At 60.1% G+C, this 18,019-nt stretch carries 17 protein-coding genes; 15 read left to right on the forward strand and 2 right to left on the reverse strand.

Annotated elements, in window-relative coordinates:
* Window positions 1-23 precede the first annotated feature (23 nt).
* Entirely contained in the window at window positions 24-1,013 is a 990-nt protein-coding gene (locus ACQ4WZ_RS03040; protein WP_034789110.1) for a malate dehydrogenase, read from the reverse strand.
* Window positions 1,014-1,318: 305 nt separating this feature from the next.
* On the opposite strand from ACQ4WZ_RS03040, the gene ACQ4WZ_RS03045 reads away from it, so the two are divergent.
* From ACQ4WZ_RS03045 to ACQ4WZ_RS03085, 9 genes are all read left to right on the forward strand, one after another.
* On the forward strand, window positions 1,319-2,203 hold the full coding sequence (locus ACQ4WZ_RS03045; protein WP_436572548.1) for a GntR family transcriptional regulator: 885 nt from the start codon (window positions 1,319-1,321) through the stop codon (window positions 2,201-2,203).
* Between the two features lie 307 nt (window positions 2,204-2,510).
* Entirely contained in the window at window positions 2,511-2,933 is a 423-nt protein-coding gene (sdhC, locus tag ACQ4WZ_RS03050; RefSeq protein WP_436572549.1) for a succinate dehydrogenase, cytochrome b556 subunit, read from the forward strand.
* Window positions 2,933-3,298: a succinate dehydrogenase, hydrophobic membrane anchor protein gene (gene sdhD, locus ACQ4WZ_RS03055; protein WP_071076254.1), complete on the forward strand. Its 366-nt coding sequence runs from the start codon at window positions 2,933-2,935 to the stop codon at window positions 3,296-3,298. Before sdhC ends, sdhD begins: the two co-directional genes overlap by 1 nt.
* 2 nt (window positions 3,299-3,300) lie before the next feature.
* A complete protein-coding gene (sdhA, locus tag ACQ4WZ_RS03060) occupies window positions 3,301-5,082 on the forward strand; it encodes a succinate dehydrogenase flavoprotein subunit (RefSeq protein WP_101482190.1) in 1,782 nt (593 codons plus the stop codon).
* 9 nt (window positions 5,083-5,091) lie between these two features.
* Window positions 5,092-5,802: a succinate dehydrogenase iron-sulfur subunit gene (locus ACQ4WZ_RS03065; RefSeq protein ID WP_034752075.1), complete on the forward strand. Its 711-nt coding sequence runs from the start codon at window positions 5,092-5,094 to the stop codon at window positions 5,800-5,802.
* A gap of 117 nt (window positions 5,803-5,919) precedes the next feature.
* The gene (locus tag ACQ4WZ_RS03070) at window positions 5,920-6,201 is read left to right on the forward strand and encodes an FAD assembly factor SdhE (RefSeq protein WP_034752073.1); all 282 of its coding nucleotides are present in this window, start codon (window positions 5,920-5,922) and stop codon (window positions 6,199-6,201) included.
* A 122-nt stretch (window positions 6,202-6,323) separates the two neighbouring features.
* Window positions 6,324-7,628: a citrate synthase gene (gltA, locus tag ACQ4WZ_RS03075; RefSeq protein ID WP_101482189.1), complete on the forward strand. Its 1,305-nt coding sequence runs from the start codon at window positions 6,324-6,326 to the stop codon at window positions 7,626-7,628.
* A 152-nt stretch (window positions 7,629-7,780) separates the two neighbouring features.
* Window positions 7,781-8,122: a winged helix-turn-helix transcriptional regulator gene (locus ACQ4WZ_RS03080; RefSeq protein ID WP_133990042.1), complete on the forward strand. Its 342-nt coding sequence runs from the start codon at window positions 7,781-7,783 to the stop codon at window positions 8,120-8,122.
* 225 nt (window positions 8,123-8,347) lie between these two features.
* A complete protein-coding gene (locus tag ACQ4WZ_RS03085) occupies window positions 8,348-8,890 on the forward strand; it encodes an NAD(P)H-dependent oxidoreductase (RefSeq protein WP_436572550.1) in 543 nt (180 codons plus the stop codon).
* Between the two features lie 16 nt (window positions 8,891-8,906).
* Here ACQ4WZ_RS03085 and ACQ4WZ_RS03090 read toward each other — a convergent pair whose 3' ends face one another.
* On the reverse strand, window positions 8,907-9,362 hold the full coding sequence (locus ACQ4WZ_RS03090) for an MBL fold metallo-hydrolase (protein ID WP_436572551.1): 456 nt from the start codon (window positions 9,360-9,362) through the stop codon (window positions 8,907-8,909).
* A gap of 116 nt (window positions 9,363-9,478) precedes the next feature.
* Here ACQ4WZ_RS03090 and ACQ4WZ_RS03095 point away from each other — a divergent pair, with 116 nt between their 5' ends.
* The 6 genes from ACQ4WZ_RS03095 to zapE all read left to right on the forward strand — a co-directional run bounded on the left by ACQ4WZ_RS03095 (window position 9,479) and on the right by zapE (window position 18,012).
* Window positions 9,479-10,453: a LysR family transcriptional regulator gene (locus tag ACQ4WZ_RS03095; RefSeq protein ID WP_436572552.1), complete on the forward strand. Its 975-nt coding sequence runs from the start codon at window positions 9,479-9,481 to the stop codon at window positions 10,451-10,453.
* 256 nt (window positions 10,454-10,709) lie between these two features.
* Window positions 10,710-13,562: a 2-oxoglutarate dehydrogenase E1 component gene (locus tag ACQ4WZ_RS03100; protein ID WP_101482185.1), complete on the forward strand. Its 2,853-nt coding sequence runs from the start codon at window positions 10,710-10,712 to the stop codon at window positions 13,560-13,562.
* A gap of 117 nt (window positions 13,563-13,679) precedes the next feature.
* Window positions 13,680-14,936: a 2-oxoglutarate dehydrogenase complex dihydrolipoyllysine-residue succinyltransferase gene (gene odhB, locus ACQ4WZ_RS03105; protein WP_101482184.1), complete on the forward strand. Its 1,257-nt coding sequence runs from the start codon at window positions 13,680-13,682 to the stop codon at window positions 14,934-14,936.
* A 94-nt stretch (window positions 14,937-15,030) separates the two neighbouring features.
* Complete coding sequence (locus tag ACQ4WZ_RS03110) at window positions 15,031-15,402, forward strand: PspC domain-containing protein (RefSeq protein WP_101482183.1); 372 nt, start codon at window positions 15,031-15,033, stop codon at window positions 15,400-15,402.
* On the forward strand, window positions 15,392-16,822 hold the full coding sequence (gene lpdA, locus ACQ4WZ_RS03115) for a dihydrolipoyl dehydrogenase (RefSeq protein ID WP_034752057.1): 1,431 nt from the start codon (window positions 15,392-15,394) through the stop codon (window positions 16,820-16,822). Before ACQ4WZ_RS03110 ends, lpdA begins: the two co-directional genes overlap by 11 nt.
* Window positions 16,823-16,914: 92 nt before the next feature.
* Entirely contained in the window at window positions 16,915-18,012 is a 1,098-nt protein-coding gene (gene zapE, locus ACQ4WZ_RS03120; RefSeq protein ID WP_101482182.1) for a cell division protein ZapE, read from the forward strand.
* Window positions 18,013-18,019: the final 7 nt, after the last annotated feature.

The following is an 18,019-nucleotide window of genomic DNA, read 5'->3' on the forward strand; positions in this document are numbered from 1 at the left end:
AGGCCGCGCCGCCAATACTGGATTTAGGCCAGCAGGTGTTTCACGCCTTCGCGCTCTTCGGTCAGTTCTTTCAGGGTCAGGTTGATGCGCTCTTGCGAGAATGCATCGATTTCCAGACCTTGAACGATGGTGTACTCACCGTTGTCGGTGGTGACCGGGAAGCCGAACACGGTGCCTTCAGGGATGCCATACGAGCCATCCGAAGGAACGCCCATGGTGGTCCACTTGCCAGCCGTGCCCAGCATCCAGTCATGGATGTGGTCGATGGCTGCGTTCGCTGCCGACGCTGCCGACGACAGGCCGCGCGCTTCGATGATGGCCGCGCCGCGCTTGCCGACGGTCGGCAGGAAGGTGTTGGCGTTCCATTCCTGGTCGTTGATCAGGTCCTTGACGGCCTTGCCGTTCACCGTGGCGAAGCGGTAGTCGGCGTACATGGTTGGCGAGTGGTTGCCCCATACGGTCAGCTTCTCGATGTCTTTCACGGCGGTGCCGGTCTTGGCAGCGACTTGCGACAGCGCGCGGTTGTGGTCCAGGCGCAGCATGGCGGTGAAGTTTTTCGCCGGCAGCGACGGTGCCGATTTCATGGCGATGTAAGCGTTGGTGTTGGCAGGGTTGCCGACCACCAGGACTTTGACATTGCGCGAAGCGACGGCGTCGAGCGCCTTGCCTTGCACCGTGAAGATCTGTGCGTTCGCTTCCAGCAGGTCCTTGCGTTCCATGCCTGGGCCGCGTGGACGCGCGCCAACCAGTACGGCTACGTCGACATCCTTGAATGCGGTCAGCGGATCGGAGTGGGCGGTCATTTCGGTCAGCAGCGGGAAGGCGCAGTCGTCGATTTCCATCATTACGCCCTTGAGCGCCTTCTGGGCTTTTTCGTCCGGGATTTCAAGCAGTTGCAAGATGACAGGCTGGTCTTTGCCGAGCATGTCGCCATTGGCGATGCGGAACAACAGGGCGTAGCCGATCTGGCCGGCGGCGCCGGTCACTGCAACACGCATTGGGGTTTTAGCCATGATGAATCTCCAAAAATGGGAAAGAAAACGGGCTTGAAGCTGGGCTTACGCTTATCCGGAAAAACTATAATGATACCAAAACCGGCACGCGCCACCGAATTGCTGGTGTACGCCGCCGTCACGCTCGTGCTGCACGAGGCCAGAGTGGCTGGCCGACAACATAAAACGGTGGTTCACAAGTTTTATCGAAGGCAGTTTAGGCCCCTGATCTGTATCTGTCAATCATATCTTATGTCTTATATAAGACAGATAACTACGAGTGTTTTACTGGACGCGGGCAGTGATTTGTGTTGAAATGTCGGACTATGAATTCCGCCTCGTCCAATCTGACCAACAATGCCACTGCTGCAAGCGGGGCGGTCAGTCCGACCGCGAGCTCCCCGGCCACGCCCGTCGCCGTACCTGCCGGCACGCCAGTCACCGTAGTGGCCAGCAGCAATACCACTGCGACGGCGATGCCCGTTGCCAGCCCTTCTCCCACCTTCAGCCCCCTGTACCAGCAGATCAAGGCGCTCATTACGCAGAGCCTGCAATCTGGCGAATGGAAGCCGGGCGAGCTGATTCCCAGCGAAGTCGAGCTGGCAGGGCGTTTCAAGGTCAGCCAGGGTACGGTGCGCAAGGCCATCGACGAACTGGCGGCCGAGAACCTCGTCATGCGTCGCCAGGGCAAGGGCACTTTTGTTTCCACCCACCATGAGGCGCGCGCGCATTTCCGCTTCCTGCGCCTGGTGCCGGACGAAGGCGTGCCGCACTATCCCGAAAGCAAGTTCATCGAAGTCAAGCGCGTGCGCGCGCCCGCCGACGTGGCGCGCCTGATGGATCTGAAGTCCGGCGATGCCGTCATCTTCATCAAGCGCGTGCAGTATTTCGACGGCGTGCCGACCATCGTCGAGGAGCTGTGGTTGCCCGGCCTGATCTTCAAAGGTCTGACGGCCGAGCGCCTGGTGGAATACAAGGGCCCGATGTATGGCCTGTTTGAAACGGAATTTGGCACGCGCATGATACGCGCGTCCGAGCAGATCCGCGCCGTGTGCGCCGATGCCGGTGCCGCGCAGCTCTTGAATATCGACCTTGGCACGCCTTTGCTCAGTTCCGAGCGCGTGTCGTTTACCTACGGCGACAAGCCGGTCGAACTGCGCCGGGGCTTGTACCTGACCAGTCGTCATCATTATCAGAATGAACTCAGCTGAAGCGGCGGGGCGCCCGCGGGCGTCCGCACAAGCAGCAGGGCTGAAGTGCATCGCTTGCAAGATGCCTGCCGCAAGGCGGGCAACGGAGACAGCAGAAAGCGCAGCTAAAGCACGGCCCGCCTCGGCGGGCCGTGCTTTGCCGGCGATTCTGTAATTAAATTACGTGAACTACGGAAAGTAGCGCGATATTTTGTAGTAAAAAACCATTTTGGTTATATGCAACAATAGATATTGGTGTGGGTTGCGAAAATAGGCGAAAATCGCGGCTTCGCTTCAATATTTAAGTTATCAAGGGGAGGTTTTTGTTATGTCTGAAGCCGTAAGAGAAGTACCAAAAAAAGAACGGCCGGAATTCCGTAACATTCATGTTACCGAATTGTCGAACTACCGCATGGCTGTCGGCGCCATCGTCTCGATCCTGCATCGCATCAGCGGCTTTATCATTTTCGCCCTGCTGCCCTGCATCCTGTACATGCTGGAACAGAGCTTGCGTTCCGAGATGTCCTACGCTTACTTCCAGGGCATCGCATCGCACTGGTTCGTCAAGCTGATCACCCTGGCTCTGGTCTGGGCCTTCCTGCACCACTTCTGCGCCGGCGTCCGCCACCTGTTCATGGATGTCCACGTTGCTATCGAAAAAGATTCGGCACGCAAGACCGCGACGTCCGTGCTGGTTGTCAGCCTGGTGCTGACGGCCCTGGTCGCTTTGAAACTGTTTGGAGTATTTTAATGGCAGACAATAACATCGGACCGAAACGCCTCGTCGTCGGTGCCCATTACGGCTTGCGCGACTGGCTGGCGCAACGCGTCACCGCCATCGTCATGGTGGCCTATGTGGCCATCCTGCTGATTTCCTTCCTTACCGGCAGTAACTTCAGCTATGAAGGCTGGGCCGGTCTGTTCGCACAGCAGTGGTTTAAATTGTTCAGCCTGGTGACTTTCGTTGCCCTGTTTTACCACGCATGGGTTGGCGTACGCGATATCTGGATGGACTACGTGAAAAGCGCTGGCCTCCGTTTGACGCTGCAAATTGCCACCATGCTGTGGTTGATCGCTTGTGCCGCTTGGACGGTGCAGATACTCTGGAGTGTGTAATCGTGGCAGCATATAAATCTGCAATTCCTACCCGCCGCTTTGATGCGGTAATCGTTGGCGCCGGCGGTTCCGGCATGCGCGCGTCGTTGCAGCTGGCTGAAGCCGGCCTGAACGTCGCAGTCCTGTCGAAAGTTTTCCCGACCCGCTCGCACACCGTTGCGGCGCAGGGCGGTATCGGCGCGTCGCTCGGCAACATGGCCGAAGACAACTGGTTCTGGCACATGTTCGACACCGTCAAGGGTGGCGACTATCTGGGCGACCAGGATGCCATCGAATTCATGTGCCGCGAAGCACCGAAGGTCGTGTACGAACTGGAACACTTCGGCATGCCATTCGACCGCAACCCTGACGGCACCATCTATCAGCGTCCTTTCGGCGGCCACACGGCCCACTTCGGCGAAAAGCCGGTGCAGCGCGCTTGCGCAGCGGCCGACCGTACCGGTCACGCCCTGTTGCACACCCTGTACCAGCGCAACGTGCGCGCCCGTACGCACTTCTTCGTCGAATGGATGGCGCTCGACCTGATCCGCGACGCCGAAGGCGACGTGATCGGTGTAGTCGCGCTGGAAATGGAAACCGGCGAATGCATGATCCTGGAAGCAAAGACGACGGTCATGGCAACGGGCGGCGCAGGCCGTATCTTCGCCGCGTCGACGAATGCCTTCATCAACACCGGTGACGGCATGGGCATGGCGGCACGTGCCGGCCTGCCACTGCAAGACATGGAATTCTGGCAGTTCCACCCGACCGGCGTGGCCGGCGCGGGCGTATTGATCACCGAAGGCGTGCGCGGCGAAGGCGGCATCCTGATCAATAGCGAAGGCGAACGCTTCATGGAGCGCTATGCGCCGACCCTGAAGGATCTGGCGCCGCGCGACTTCGTATCGCGTTCGATGGACCAGGAAATCAAGGAAGGCCGCGGCTGCGGTCCGAACAAGGACCACGTGATGCTGGACCTGCGCCATATCGGCGCCGATACCATTGCCAAGCGCCTGCCGTCGATCCTGGAAATCGGCCACAAGTTCGCCAACGTCGATGCCACCAAGGAACCGATTCCTGTCGTGCCGACGATTCACTACCAGATGGGCGGCATTCCAACGAACATCCACGGCCAGGTCGTCACCCCGACCGGTCCGGATAATTCGGCCAAGGTCGTCAACGGCCTGTACGCAATCGGCGAATGCGCCTGCGTGTCGGTGCACGGCGCCAACCGCCTGGGCACGAACTCGCTGCTCGACCTGGTGGTCTTCGGCCGCGCGGCCGGCAACCACATCGTCAACAGCGGCCTGAAAGCCAAGGAAAACAAGCCTTTGCCAGCCGATGCTGCCGAATTTGCCATGGGCCGCCTGGCGCGCCTGGAAAACTCGACCGGCACGGAGACCGTGCAGGGCGTGGCGAACGACATCCGCGCAACGATGCAGAAGTACTGTGGCGTGTTCCGTACCGACGAGATGCTGAACAAGGGCGTCGAAGAAATCATGAAGCTCGACGAGCGCCGCAAGCACGTCTCCTTCAAGGATAAATCGATGGTCTTCAACACGGCCCGTGTGGAAGCGCTGGAACTGGACAACCTGATCGAAACGGCGAAAGCGACCATCGTTTCGGCAGCAGCACGCAAGGAATCGCGCGGCGCCCACGCCCAGGATGACTATCCGCAACGTGACGACGACAACTGGATGAAGCACACTCTGTGGTATTCGGAAGGCAACCGACTGGAATACAAGCCTGTCGTGACCAAGCCGCTGACGGTTGATACCTTCAAACCGAAACCACGTACTTTCTAAGGCTATACCATGGCACGCACTCTTAAATTCAAAATCTACCGCTACGATCCTGACCAGGATGCCAAGCCGTACATGCAAGACCTGACGGTCGAACTGAAAGACACCGACAAGATGCTGCTCGACGCACTGCAGCGCATCAAGGCGGACGTCGATGACTCGCTGGCCCTGCGCCGCTCGTGCCGCGAAGGCGTGTGCGGTTCGGACGCGATGAACATCAACGGCAAGAACGGCCTGGCATGCACCACCAACCTGAACGAGCTGTCCGAGCCTATCGTGCTGCGTCCGTTGCCAGGTCTGCCAGTCATTCGCGATTTGATCGTCGACATGACGCAATTTTTCAAGCAATACGATTCGATCAAGCCTTTCCTGATCAACGATTCGATCCCGCCTGAAAAAGAGCGCCTGCAGTCGCCGGAACAGCGCGAAGAACTCGATGGCCTGTACGAGTGCATCCTGTGCGCTTGCTGCTCCACGTCGTGCCCGTCGTTCTGGTGGAATCCGGACAAATTCGTCGGCCCGGCCGGTCTGCTGCAAGCCTACCGCTTCATCGCCGATTCGCGCGACGAAGCCACCGGTGCGCGTCTGGACAACCTGGAAGACCCGTACCGCCTGTTCCGCTGCCATTCGATCATGAACTGCGTCGACGTCTGCCCGAAAGGGTTGAACCCGAACAAGGCGATCGGCAAGATCAAGGAATTGATGGTCCGCCGCGCGATCTGATTCGTCTGATCGCGTCCGCCGGGCGCCGTTTGCGGGAAGAGGGTATCCTCTCTTGCCTGCGGGCGGCGCCTGCATAGCAGCACCGTGCCGCAAGGCACACGTAAAGTGGTAAACCAAATGACAGAATCAATTTTGTCCTCGCATCAGGCCGACCCGGCCAACCGCGCCCGCCTGCGCTGGCGTTCACGCCGTGGCCTGCTGGAAAACGACATTATCCTGACCCGTTTTCTCGATGCGTATGAAACCGAATTGACCGATGAAGAAGTTGACGCGCTGACGCGTTTGCTGGATTTATCGGACAATGCGTTAATGGATCTGGTACTGGCCCGTAAAGAGCCGGAAGGCGAAGTCGATCTGCCGCATGTGCGCGCACTGCTGCAACGACTGCGCATTGCCTAGACGCCTGGGCGATATATTGCAAACGGTGCGAGTGGCGCGCTGTAGCACTGCCGAATTGCTGTGCGAATTGCAGCCAGAATTTTTGATTTTAATTTCGACTCACTCCCGAGAAGGAAGAGCCCATGAATATCTCTGACACAAAAGCTACCCTGTCGTTCTCCGATGGCAGCCCATCGCTTGAATTTCCAATCTACAAAGGCACGGTTGGCCCGGACGTCATCGACATCCGCAAACTGTACGCCGGTAGCGGCAAGTTCACCTACGACCCAGGCTTTATGTCGACGGCCGCCTGCAACTCGTCGATCACCTATATCGACGGCGACAAGGGCGAGCTGCTGTACCGTGGTTACCCGATCGAACAGTTGGCCGTCAACGCCGACTTCATGGAATCGTGCTACCTCCTGCTGAACGGCGAACTGCCGAACGCGGCGCAGAAAGCCAAGTTCGTCGACACCGTCACCAAGCACACGATGGTGCACGAACAGATGCAATTCTTCTTCCGTGGCTTCCGCCGCGATGCGCATCCGATGTCGGTCCTGGTGGGCACCGTCGGCGCGCTGGCATCGTTCTACCATGATTCGCTGGACATCAACGACCCGCGTCACCGCGAAGTGTCGGCCATTCGCCTGATCGCCAAGATGCCAACCTTGGTCGCCATGACCTACAAGTACTCGGTCGGCCAGCCGTTTGTGTACCCACGCAACGACCTGTCGTACAGCGCCAACTTCATGCACATGATGTTCGCCAACCCGTGCGAAGAGTACAAGGTCAACGACGTGCTGGTGCGCGCCCTGGACCGCATCCTGATCCTGCATGCAGATCACGAGCAAAACGCATCGACCTCGACCGTCCGCCTGGCCGGTTCGTCGGGCGCCAATCCGTTCGCCTGTATCGCTGCCGGTATCGCCTGCCTGTGGGGCCCTGCTCACGGCGGCGCCAACGAAGCGGCACTCAACATGCTGAAGGAAATCGGCACCGTCGAGAACATCCCTGCCTTCATCGAGCAAGTCAAGGACAAGAACTCCGGCGTCAAGCTGATGGGCTTTGGCCACCGCGTGTACAAGAACTTCGATCCACGCGCCAAGCTGATGCGTGAAACCTGCTACGAAGTGCTGCAAGAGCTGGGCCTGCAAGACGACCCGCTGTTCAAGCTGGCGATGGAACTGGAAAAGATTGCACTGAACGACGACTACTTCGTTTCGCGCAAACTGTACCCGAACGTCGACTTCTACTCGGGTATCGTGCAATCGGCGCTGGGCATCCCTGTGTCGCTGTTCACCGGTATCTTCGCCATGGCCCGCACCATCGGCTGGATCGCCCAGTGGAACGAAATGATCGCCGATCCGGAACAGAAAATCGGCCGTCCGCGTCAGCTGTTCGTCGGTTCGACGACCCGCGAAGTACTGCCACTGGACAAGCGCGCTTAAGTTACCGCGTATTGTTCCTGCCGGGCCTTGCTGCCCGGCGCAAAAAAGCGAGCCTGATGGCTCGCTTTTTTTATATGCGCCAGGCATGGCTGACGCAACGCAAAGCTGCTAGGCTGTGAGGCTCAACCCTGAGAACCGAGAAGCACAACGCGATGAACGAAGAAACATGCGCCCCCAGTGGCGTTGCCCTGGGCGATACGGCATTTGGCTACACTTTGTCGCTGATCGGTGGCAAATACAAAATGCTGATCCTGTACGCGCTCGCGGAAAACACGGTGCTGCGGCATAACGAACTCAAGCGCCATCTCGGTGGCATCGCCTTCAAGACCCTCAGCGTCGTCCTGAAGGAGCTCGAGGCCGATGCGCTGATCATCCGCAAGGAGTATCCGCAAGTGCCGCCCAAGGTCGAATACTCCCTCTCAAGCAAGGGCGCCTCGCTGATCCCCGTGCTCCATACCTTGTGCGAGTGGGGTGAGCGGCACCAGCCAGTCTGATCCGGATGTGGATGGCAGGCTACTTTCTAACGTCTAAGTTGCTTACTTTTCTTACTGTATAGGCAGTTAATGTGCGTACTTGTGAAAAGTACTCGGGATGGCTATGCTGTTTCTGCCTCTGGAGGCGCGCGGCCACATGCTGCGCGCCACGGGGCAGGGTGCCGGCTTGCCTGCTTTCCTTGGAAGGCAGGGCCGGTCCATCCATCCCTTACTCAGGAAAGCAGCATGAAGAAAACCCTCGTTATCGTCTTCCATCCTTCCATCGATACTTCGGTGGCGAACAAGCGCTGGCTGCAGGAGTTGGCGCAGTATCCCGACCGCTACACCATCCACGACGTGCAGCAGGCTTATCCGGACGGGAATATCGATGTGGCGCGGGAGCAGGCGCTGGTGGAAGCGCACGCCCATGTGGTCTTGCAGTTTCCCCTGTACTGGTTCAACTGCCCGCCCTTGCTGAAGCGGTGGCTCGATGACGTGCTGGCGTATGGCTGGGCCTACGGCACCGGCGGCGATGCCTTCCAGGGCCGCAAGGTGGCGCTGGCCGTCACGGCTGGCATCCGGCAGGAAGACTTTACGCAGCAAGGCAAGTGGAACGTCACCCTGGCGCAGTTGCTGGCGCCGTTCGATGTCACCCTGGCGTATATCGGCGCCGACAACCGCCGCTTCTTTGCCTTCTATGGTGCGGAAGACGGACCGAAGGAAGTGGGCTATGGCGAGCGGTTGGCGCGCAGCGCGCAAGAGTATGAGCGCTTTCTGGCCGCCTTGTAAGGCCGCTGGTCCAGGCTCAGTCCAGCGCTGCTTCCAGGTGGCGCAGTGCGACTTGCCGCCCTTCGAGTTGCAGGCTGGTGCCATCATAGGGCCGGGGCAGGACGATGCAGCGCGGCGCATTGTGCTTGAGGATGCCGCCCCAGTGGGCGACTCTGGCACCGGCCTGGCGGCGGATCGCCTCGACCGTGGTGCCGCTGGCGAGGATGTGGGCCTCCGGAAAGGCTGCCTGCAGCACGCCCAGGCCGAAATAGGCTTGCGGGTCGGCGGTGCTGATATAGATGGTGGTGAGGCGCTTGCCGCTGGCGGCGATGGTGTGCGCTAACTGCGCCGCATCGTCGCGCAGGAACTGGGTGTTGACAAGGATGGCGTCGTCCGCGCCGCTCAGCAGCAGGGAAGTGGACGGTGCGCATCCAAGCACCTCCAGCTGGAAGGTGTCCAGCGCGCGGAAGGAGAGGGCGGCACGTGCAAGCATATTGTTCTTTCTACATTAGATACTCTCCCGCATATTATCCTTTCGACCAGGCGCGAGAAATAGGGTAGATTGCAATACTTAGTTGCATGGATCGAACGAATCAAGGGAGTGCCCGCATGGACCGCATCACCGCCGCACAAGTATTTGTCGCTATCGCCGAACGGGGCAGCATGGTGGCCGCCAGCGAGGCGCTCGATATGTCGCGCGCCATGGTGACGCGCTACCTGGCCGAGATGGAGCAGTGGGCGGGAGCGCGTCTGCTGCATCGCACCACACGCCGTTTGAGCTTGACGGACGCGGGCGAGGCTACCCTGGCGCGCTGCCGGCAGATTCTGGAAGTGGCCGGCGCCATGGCCGTCACCTCGCCCGAAGGCCTCGATACGCCACATGGCTTGCTGCGCATCACCTGTTCGCAATCGCTGGCGCAGACGGCGCTCGCTGGCGCAGTGACCGCTTACCTGCGGCGCTACCCGCGCGCCGCCGTCGACCTGCAGATGGAGAACCGCGCCGTCAACCTGGTGGAGCAGCGCATCGACCTGGCGATCCGCATCACGAACGCGCTCGAGCCGAATCTGATCGCTCGCCAGCTGGCCAGTTGCGCGTCGGTGGTGTGCGCCGCACCATCGTATCTGGCTGCGCACGGCACGCCGCGCCGGGCGGAAGACCTGGCCCTGCATAATTGTCTGACGTATACGTATTTTGGCAAGAGCCTGTGGCAATTCACGCACGACGGGGAAGCGCTCACTGTCCCCGTCAGTGGCCGCCTGTCGGCAAATGAATCGCTGGTCCTGCTGGTGGCGACGGTGGCGGGGGCGGGCATCGCCATGCAGCCGCGCTATTCGGCCGCACCGCTGATCGCCAGCGGACAGCTGGTGGAGCTGCTGCCTGCTTATGTGCCGCAAGATATGGGTATCTACGGCATCTATACCTCGCGCCAGCACATGTCGCCCCTGCTGCGCACCATGCTCGACTTCCTGGTGGAGTGGTTTGCGGGAGATGCCGATTGGCTGGCGGCCATCGGGGCGCCGCCGTTATCAGTCAGACCACTTGCGCGCCAGCGTCGCGCCGATGCTGGCGGCGGAATCGCATAAGCGCAACAGAAACGGGCTGCAAGCCCGGGAAAATCAACAACACGGCTTACATTTGCTTGCCAAATAAAATTCAACTAGTGGTTGTTGCGTTACAATACCGCGTGCTATTCTAAATGACGGTATGCAGAATGCTGGTGCAATAAAAAAGCCCTTCCCCACAACTTGATGTGCAATCCGCTAACCGGTCAGGCCGTGTCGCGGAAGGTTAGATTAACCCGCTAATTCCTCGCGAAGCGCGAAGAAAGGTGAGCAATATATGCAGCAATTAACGACCAACTCCTACCTGTTCGGTGGGAATGCTCCGTACGTGGAAGACCTGTACGAGGCGTATCTGAACAATCCAGGCTCGGTGCCGGATAACTGGCGCGCCTATTTCGACGCTATGCAGCATGTGCCTGCAGTCGATGGCAGCAACAAGCCTGACGTGGCGCATGCCTCCGTCGTCGCCTCGTTCGCCGAGCGTGCAAAAGCAGGTCCGATCCGTACGGTGACCGCTTCCTTCGATGCTGAAATGGGCCGCAAACGTGTTGCTGCAACGCAACTGATCGCCGCTTATCGCTACCTCGGTTCGCACTGGGCCAATCTGGATCCATTGCAACGCCAGGAACGTCCGATGATCCCTGAGCTCGAGCCGAGCTTCTACGGTTTCACCGACGCGGACATGGACACCGTGTTCAACATCAGCAATACCTATTTTGGCCCCGAGACCGCCACCCTGCGCGATCTGCTGAACTATCTGCGCGACACCTACACGCGTTCGATCGGTGCCGAATTCATGTACATCTCCGATCCGGCCGAAAAGCGCTGGTTGCAAGAGAAGCTGGAATCGATCCGCTCCACCCCGAATTTCACCCCAGAGAAAAAAATCCACATCCTCGACCGCCTGACCGCGGCGGAAGGCCTGGAACGCTATCTGCACACCCGTTACGTGGGCCAGAAGCGCTTCTCCCTGGAAGGCGGCGAAACCTTCATCGCCTCGATGGATGAAACCATTCAGCGCGCCGGCGAAAAAGGCGTGCAGGAAATCGTTATCGGCATGGCCCACCGCGGCCGCCTGAACGTGCTGGTGAACACCCTGGGCAAGGCGCCGCAGGAACTGTTCGAAGAATTCGAAGGCAAGCATGGCGACGACCTGCCTGCCGGCGACGTGAAGTACCATCAAGGCTTCTCGTCGGACATCTCCACCGCAGGCGGCCCGGTCCACCTGTCGCTGGCGTTCAACCCGTCGCACCTGGAAATCGTCAACCCTGTGGTCGAAGGTTCCGTCAAGGCCCGCATGGATCGCCGCGGCGACGCGCAGGGCGCGCAAGTGCTGCCTATCCTGGTGCACGGCGATGCTGCTTTCGCCGGCCAGGGTGTCGTGATGGAAACGCTGAATCTGGCGCAAACCCGTGGCTACCATACGGGCGGCACGGTGCATATCGTGATCAACAACCAGATCGGTTTCACCACCTCGGACCCGCGCGATGCACGCTCGACCCTGTACTGCTCGGACGTCGTCAAGATGATCGAAGCACCGGTCCTGCACATCAATGCCGATGATCCCGAAGCCGTGGTGCTGGCGACGCAGATTGCGCTCGACTACCGCATGGAATTCAAGAAGGACATCGTCCTCGATATCATCTGCTACCGTAAACTTGGCCACAACGAGCAAGATACTCCGGCACTGACGCAGCCACTGATGTACAAGAAGATCGGCCAGCATCCAGGCACCCGCAAGCTGTACGCGGACAAACTGGTAGCGCAAGGCGTGATCCCTGCCGATGGCGGCGACAAGATGGTGGCCGCTTTCCGCGACGCCATGGACGCCGGCAAGCATACCGTCGATCCAGTCATCTCTAACTTCAAGAACAAGTACGCCGTCGACTGGCTGCCGTTCCTGAACAAGAAATGGACCGATTCGGCCGACACCGCCGTGCCGATGACGGAACTGAAACGTCTGGCTACCCGCATCACCACCGTGCCGGAAGACTTCAAGGTCCACTCGCTGGTTGAAAAAGTGCTGGGCGACCGTGGCACCATGGGCCGTGGCGAAATGAATCTGGACTGGGGCATGGGCGAACACCTGGCCTACGCATCGCTGGTATCGTCCGGCTACGCCATCCGCCTGACGGGCCAGGACGCCGGCCGCGGCACCTTCGTGCACCGTCACGCCGTGTTGCATGACCAGAACCGCGAGCGCTGGGATGCAGGTACCTACATTCCGCTGCAAAACGTCTCGGACAACCAAGCGCCGTTCACCGTCATCGACTCGGTGCTGTCCGAAGAAGCCGTACTGGCCTTCGAATACGGCTACTCGACCGCTGAACCGAACACCTTGACGATCTGGGAAGCCCAGTTCGGCGACTTCGCCAACGGCGCGCAAGTGGTAATCGACCAATTCATCAGCTCCGGCGAAGTGAAGTGGGGCCGCGCCTCTGGCCTGGTCATGATGCTGCCGCACGGCTACGAAGGCCAGGGTCCTGAGCACTCGTCCGCGCGTCCTGAGCGTTTCCTGCAACTGTGCGCAGACAACAACATGCAAGTGGTGCAGCCGACGACGGCTTCGCAGATCTTCCATTTGCTGCGCCGCCAGATGGTGCGCCAGTTCCGCAAGCCGCTGGTCATCCTGACGCCGAAGTCGCTGTTGCGCAACAAGGATGCCGGTTCGCCACTGACCGACCTGGCCAAGGGTGGTTTCCAGACCGTCATCGGCGAAGTCGACGACAAAATCGACGCCAAGAAAGTCAAGCGCGTCGTCGCCTGCTCGGGCAAGGTCTACTACGACCTGGTCAATGCACGCAAGACACGCGGCCAGACCGACACGGCCATCGTGCGCCTGGAACAGCTGTATCCGTTCCCGCACAAGTCGTTCGCTGCTGAACTGAAGAAGTTCCCGAACCTGGTTGAAGTCGTATGGGCCCAGGACGAGCCGCAAAACCAGGGCGCCTGGTTCCAGATCCAGCACAACATCTTCGAAGGCCTGGAATCGGGTCAGCGTCTGGCTTACGCCGGCCGTCCTGCTTCGGCGTCGCCTGCTGTCGGTTACTATGACAAGCACTACGCACAGCAAAAAGATCTGCTGGAAACGGCATTCTCGAAGCTGAAGGGTTTTATCCTGACCAAGTAATTGGCAGGATAGCGGGCGCCATGTCTATGCATGGCGCTTGTTCGCATACATCGTGACGGAGCGCCGCCCTTGCTACGCAGGGGCGGCGCCGCAATAACAAAATAAACGGAGTTTTACATGGCACAAATCGAAGTCAAAGTTCCCCAGTTGTCGGAATCGGTAGCAGAAGCGACCCTGCTCGCATGGCACAAGAAAGTCGGCGAGCCAGTCGCGCGCGACGAAAACATGATCGATATCGAAACCGACAAAGTGGTTCTGGAACTGCCGGCGCCCGCCGCTGGCGTGATCGTGCAGATCATCAAGGCTGACGGCGCTACCGTCGTCGCCGGCGAAGTCATCGCCATCATCGACACCGACGGCTCGGCCAAGGTCAGCCCGATGGAAGTATCCGCTGTTCCTGCGCCAGCCCTGGCTGCCGCCGCGCAAGACGCCGCTACCGCGTCCGCCCCAGCTGCTGCAAGCAAAGGCGATGTCGCCATGCCTGCCGCCGCCAAGATCCTGTCGGAAAAAGGCCTGTCCGCTGGCGACGTCGCCGGTTCCGGCAAAGATGGCCGCGTGACCAAGGGCGACGCCCTGGCCGCTTCCGCCAAGCCAGCTGTCGCGCCACTGGCGCCAGCCGCTGCCAAGCCAGCGCTGCAGCAAGTTGCCACGCCATCGGCTGCGAGCCTGGGCGACCGTCCGGAAGAGCGCGTGCCGATGAGCCGCCTGCGCGCGCGTATCGCCGAGCGCCTGCTGCAATCGCAATCGACGAACGCCATCCTGACCACGTTCAATGAAGTGAACATGCAGCCGGTCATCGACCTGCGCAACAAGTACAAGGACAAGTTCGAGAAAGAGCACGGCGTCAAGCTGGGCTTCATGTCCTTCTTCGTCAAGGCTGCCGTCGCCGCCCTGAAAAAATACCCGATCATCAATGCCTCCGTTGATGGCAACGACATCGTCTACCACGGCTACTTCGATATCGGCATCGCTGTCGGTTCGCCACGTGGTCTGGTCGTGCCTATCATCCGCAATGCGGACCAGCTGTCGATCGCCGACATCGAGAAAAAAATCGGTGAATTCGGTGCGAAGGCCAAGGAAGGCAAGCTGACCCTGGACGACCTGACGGGCGGCACGTTCTCCATCTCGAACGGCGGTACCTTCGGCTCCATGCTGTCGACCCCGATCATCAACCCGCCACAATCGGCCATCCTGGGCGTGCATGCGACCAAGGACCGCGCTGTTGTCGAAAACGGCCAGATCGTGGTACGTCCGATGAACTACCTGGCCATGTCCTACGACCACCGCATCATCGACGGCCGCGAAGCTGTCCTGGGTCTGGTGGCGATGAAAGAAGCGCTGGAAGATCCTGCACGCCTGCTGCTGGATCTGTAAGCACTGTAGCACCCCGGCGTCGCCGCCGGGGCAATGTAGCTGATAACCCTTGCCAGAAGACGCAGCTGGCTGATCTCAATGAAAGAGGATTCCTATGAACGTCTCTGAAGAAATCAAGCGTCTGCACGAGTTGCACCTGGCGGGCGCCCTGAGCGACGCGGAATTCGCGCAAGCGAAAGCCAAGCTCCTGGGCAATATCAACCTGGATAAATCGGACAGCCCATCCGGCTCCGGTCCGGCGAATGACCTGGTGCAGGAATTCAGCCGCCTGCGCCGCTCGCGCAACGACCGCTGGCTCGGTGGCGTCTGTGGTGGCCTGGGCCGCGCTTCCGGCATGGAAGCGTGGATCTGGCGCCTCGTCTTCGTCCTGTTTACATTGACCTTCGGCTTCGGCGTGGTGATTTACCTTCTATTGTGGATTTTCGTACCAGACGAAGAGATTGGAATAACAAAACATGAGTACTAAACAATTTGACGTAGTTGTCATCGGTGCGGGCCCTGGCGGCTACATCGCCGCCATCCGCGCAGCCCAGCTGGGCTTTTCCGTCGCCTGCGTCGACGAGTGGTCGAACGCCAAGGGCGGCGCCGCTCCTGGCGGTACCTGCACCAACGTCGGCTGCATCCCTTCGAAAGCGCTGCTGCAATCGTCCGAGCATTTCGAACATGCGGGCCACAGCTTCGCCGAGCACGGCATCGACGTCGCCGGCCTGAAACTGAACCTGGGCCAGATGCTCAAGCGCAAGGACACCGTCGTCAAGCAAAACAACGACGGCATCCTGTACCTGTTCAAGAAGAACAAGATCGCCTTCTTCCACGGCCGCGCCGCTTTCGCTGCCGCCGCCGCTGGCACGTATGACATCAGCGTGACGGGCGAAGCCAACGAAACCTTGACGGCCAAGCACGTGGTCATCGCCACGGGTTCGAACGCACGCGAACTGCCGGGCGCACCATTCGACGAGAAACTGATCCTGTCGAACACGGGCGCACTGGCCATCGACGCCGTACCAGCCAAGCTGGGCGTCATCGGTGCCGGCGTGATCGGTCTGGAAATGGGCAGCGTCTGGCGCCGCCTGGGTTCCGACGTCACCGTGCTGGAAGGCCTGCCGGTCTTCCTGGGCGCCGTCGACGAGCAGATCGCCAAGGAAGCGTCGAAGCTGTTCACCAAGCAAGGCTTGAAGATCAACCTCGGTTGCAAGATCGGTGCGATCACGCCAGGCAAGAAAGACGTCACCGTGGAATTCGTGGACGCCAAGGGCGAAGCGCAAAAAGCCGTGTTCGACAAACTGATCATTTCGATCGGCCGTACGCCGAACACGAATGGCCTGGGTGCCGATAAGGTAGGCCTGCAGCTGGACGAACGCGGCTTCATCGCCGTCGACGGCGATTGCAAGACCAACCTGCCGAACGTGTGGGCGGTGGGCGACGTCGTGCGCGGCCCGATGCTGGCGCACAAGGCGGAAGAAGAAGGCGTTGCCGTGGCCGAGCGTATCGCTGGCCAGCACGGTCACACCAACTTCAACACGATTCCGTGGGTGATCTACACCTCGCCGGAAATCGCGTGGGTCGGCAAGACCGAGCAAACCCTGAAGGCCGAAGGCATCGCTTACAAAGCAGGCACCTTCCCGTTCATGGCCAACGGCCGTGCGCGCGCATTGGGCGACACATCGGGCATGGTGAAATTCCTGGCCGATGCGACCACCGATGAAATCCTCGGCGTGCACATCGTCGGCCCGATGGCGTCCGAACTGATTTCCGAAGCCGTCGTGGCGATGGAATTCAAGGCGTCGGCCGAAGACATCGCGCGCATCTGCCACGCTCACCCATCCCTGTCGGAAGCGACCAAGGAAGCGGCACTGGCCGTCGATAAGCGTACGCTGAACTTCTAAGCGCTACGGTACTTCGCAGCGGGCCGGCAAAGCAGTTTCTGCCTTGCCGGCCCGTTTGCGCTATGTCAAGAATCCCTGTTGAATCGAATCCCATGAACGTTGAAGAGTTTTACCAGCACGCGTTGCAGAAGCGCGATTTCAAGGCCGATGCCGCCCAGCGGCGCGCGGTCGACCGCCTGCAGCTGTGCTATGACGAGTGGGTGGCTTACAAGGGCCAGCGCTCGAGTACCTTCAAGCGCCTGCTCAACCGTCCTGCCGTGCCGAAAGGCGTGTACATGTGGGGTGGGGTGGGGCGCGGCAAATCGTTCCTGATGGACAGTTTTTATTCGGTCGTGCCCCTGGTGCGCAAGACGCGCTTGCACTTCCACGAATTCATGCGCGGCGTGCACCAGCAGCTCGATGAATTGAAAGGCGTGGCCGACCCGTTGGATGAGGTGGCCAAGCGCATCGCCAAGAAATACCGCTTGATCTGTTTCGATGAATTCCACGTTTCCGACATCGCCGACGCGATGATCCTGTACAACCTGCTGTCGGCCCTGTTCGCCAATGGCGTGTCCTTCATCATGACCTCGAATTACGATCCGGACCTGCTGTATCCGGACGGCCTGCACCGCGACCGCATGCTGCCGACCATCGCGCTGCTCAAGGACAAGCTCGACGTGATGAACGTCGACGCGGGCGTCGATTACCGCGGCCGCGCGCTGGAGCAGGTGGAAAGTTACTATACGCCGCTGGGTGCGGCCACCGACAAGGCTTTGCGCGATGCCTATGCGCGCATCGCCGAGACGGCCGACGAAGACGCGCGCATCCGCATCGAAAGCCGCGAAATCCACTGCCTGCGCCGCGCCGGCGGCATCATCTGGTTCGATTTCGCTACACTGTGCGGCGGCCCCCGCTCGCAAAATGATTACCTGGAAATCGCCAGCCGCTTCCATACGGTGATACTGTCCGGCATACCGGCCATGTCGGCGGCGCAGTCGTCCGAAGCGCGCCGCTTTACCTGGCTGATCGACGTGTTTTATGATCAAAAAGTTAAGCTGATCATGTCGGCCGAAGTGGCGCCTGATGAGCTGTACACGAACGGCATGCTGGCCAACGAGTTTCACCGCACCGTTTCGCGTATCATCGAGATGCAATCGCGCGAATACATGGAAAAAGAACAGCGCGGCGCGGCCGACGCGATCGTCTGAGGCAGGG

This window comes from Janthinobacterium darwini, assembly GCF_051380905.1.
GTDB lineage: Bacteria > Pseudomonadota > Gammaproteobacteria > Burkholderiales > Burkholderiaceae_D > Janthinobacterium.

Excerpts from the sequence above, each read along its gene's own strand:
- ACQ4WZ_RS03045 (WP_436572548.1), top strand. The coding sequence starts at position 1,319 with ATGAATTCCGCCTCGTCCAATCTGACCAACAATGCCACTGCTGCAAGC.
- ACQ4WZ_RS03085 (WP_436572550.1), top strand. The coding sequence starts at position 8,348 with ATGAAGAAAACCCTCGTTATCGTCTTCCATCCTTCCATCGATACTTCG.
- ACQ4WZ_RS03095 (WP_436572552.1), top strand. The coding sequence starts at position 9,479 with ATGGACCGCATCACCGCCGCACAAGTATTTGTCGCTATCGCCGAACGG.
- gltA (WP_101482189.1), top strand. The coding sequence starts at position 6,324 with ATGAATATCTCTGACACAAAAGCTACCCTGTCGTTCTCCGATGGCAGC.
- lpdA (WP_034752057.1), top strand. The coding sequence starts at position 15,392 with ATGAGTACTAAACAATTTGACGTAGTTGTCATCGGTGCGGGCCCTGGC.
- ACQ4WZ_RS03100 (WP_101482185.1), top strand. The coding sequence starts at position 10,710 with ATGCAGCAATTAACGACCAACTCCTACCTGTTCGGTGGGAATGCTCCG.
- ACQ4WZ_RS03110 (WP_101482183.1), top strand. The coding sequence starts at position 15,031 with ATGAACGTCTCTGAAGAAATCAAGCGTCTGCACGAGTTGCACCTGGCG.
- ACQ4WZ_RS03040 (WP_034789110.1), bottom strand. The coding sequence starts at position 1,013 with ATGGCTAAAACCCCAATGCGTGTTGCAGTGACCGGCGCCGCCGGCCAG.
- zapE (WP_101482182.1), top strand. The coding sequence starts at position 16,915 with ATGAACGTTGAAGAGTTTTACCAGCACGCGTTGCAGAAGCGCGATTTC.
- ACQ4WZ_RS03090 (WP_436572551.1), bottom strand. The coding sequence starts at position 9,362 with ATGCTTGCACGTGCCGCCCTCTCCTTCCGCGCGCTGGACACCTTCCAG.
- ACQ4WZ_RS03070 (WP_034752073.1), top strand. The coding sequence starts at position 5,920 with ATGACAGAATCAATTTTGTCCTCGCATCAGGCCGACCCGGCCAACCGC.
- ACQ4WZ_RS03065 (WP_034752075.1), top strand. The coding sequence starts at position 5,092 with ATGGCACGCACTCTTAAATTCAAAATCTACCGCTACGATCCTGACCAG.
- sdhC (WP_436572549.1), top strand. The coding sequence starts at position 2,511 with ATGTCTGAAGCCGTAAGAGAAGTACCAAAAAAAGAACGGCCGGAATTC.
- sdhD (WP_071076254.1), top strand. The coding sequence starts at position 2,933 with ATGGCAGACAATAACATCGGACCGAAACGCCTCGTCGTCGGTGCCCAT.
- ACQ4WZ_RS03080 (WP_133990042.1), top strand. The coding sequence starts at position 7,781 with ATGAACGAAGAAACATGCGCCCCCAGTGGCGTTGCCCTGGGCGATACG.
- odhB (WP_101482184.1), top strand. The coding sequence starts at position 13,680 with ATGGCACAAATCGAAGTCAAAGTTCCCCAGTTGTCGGAATCGGTAGCA.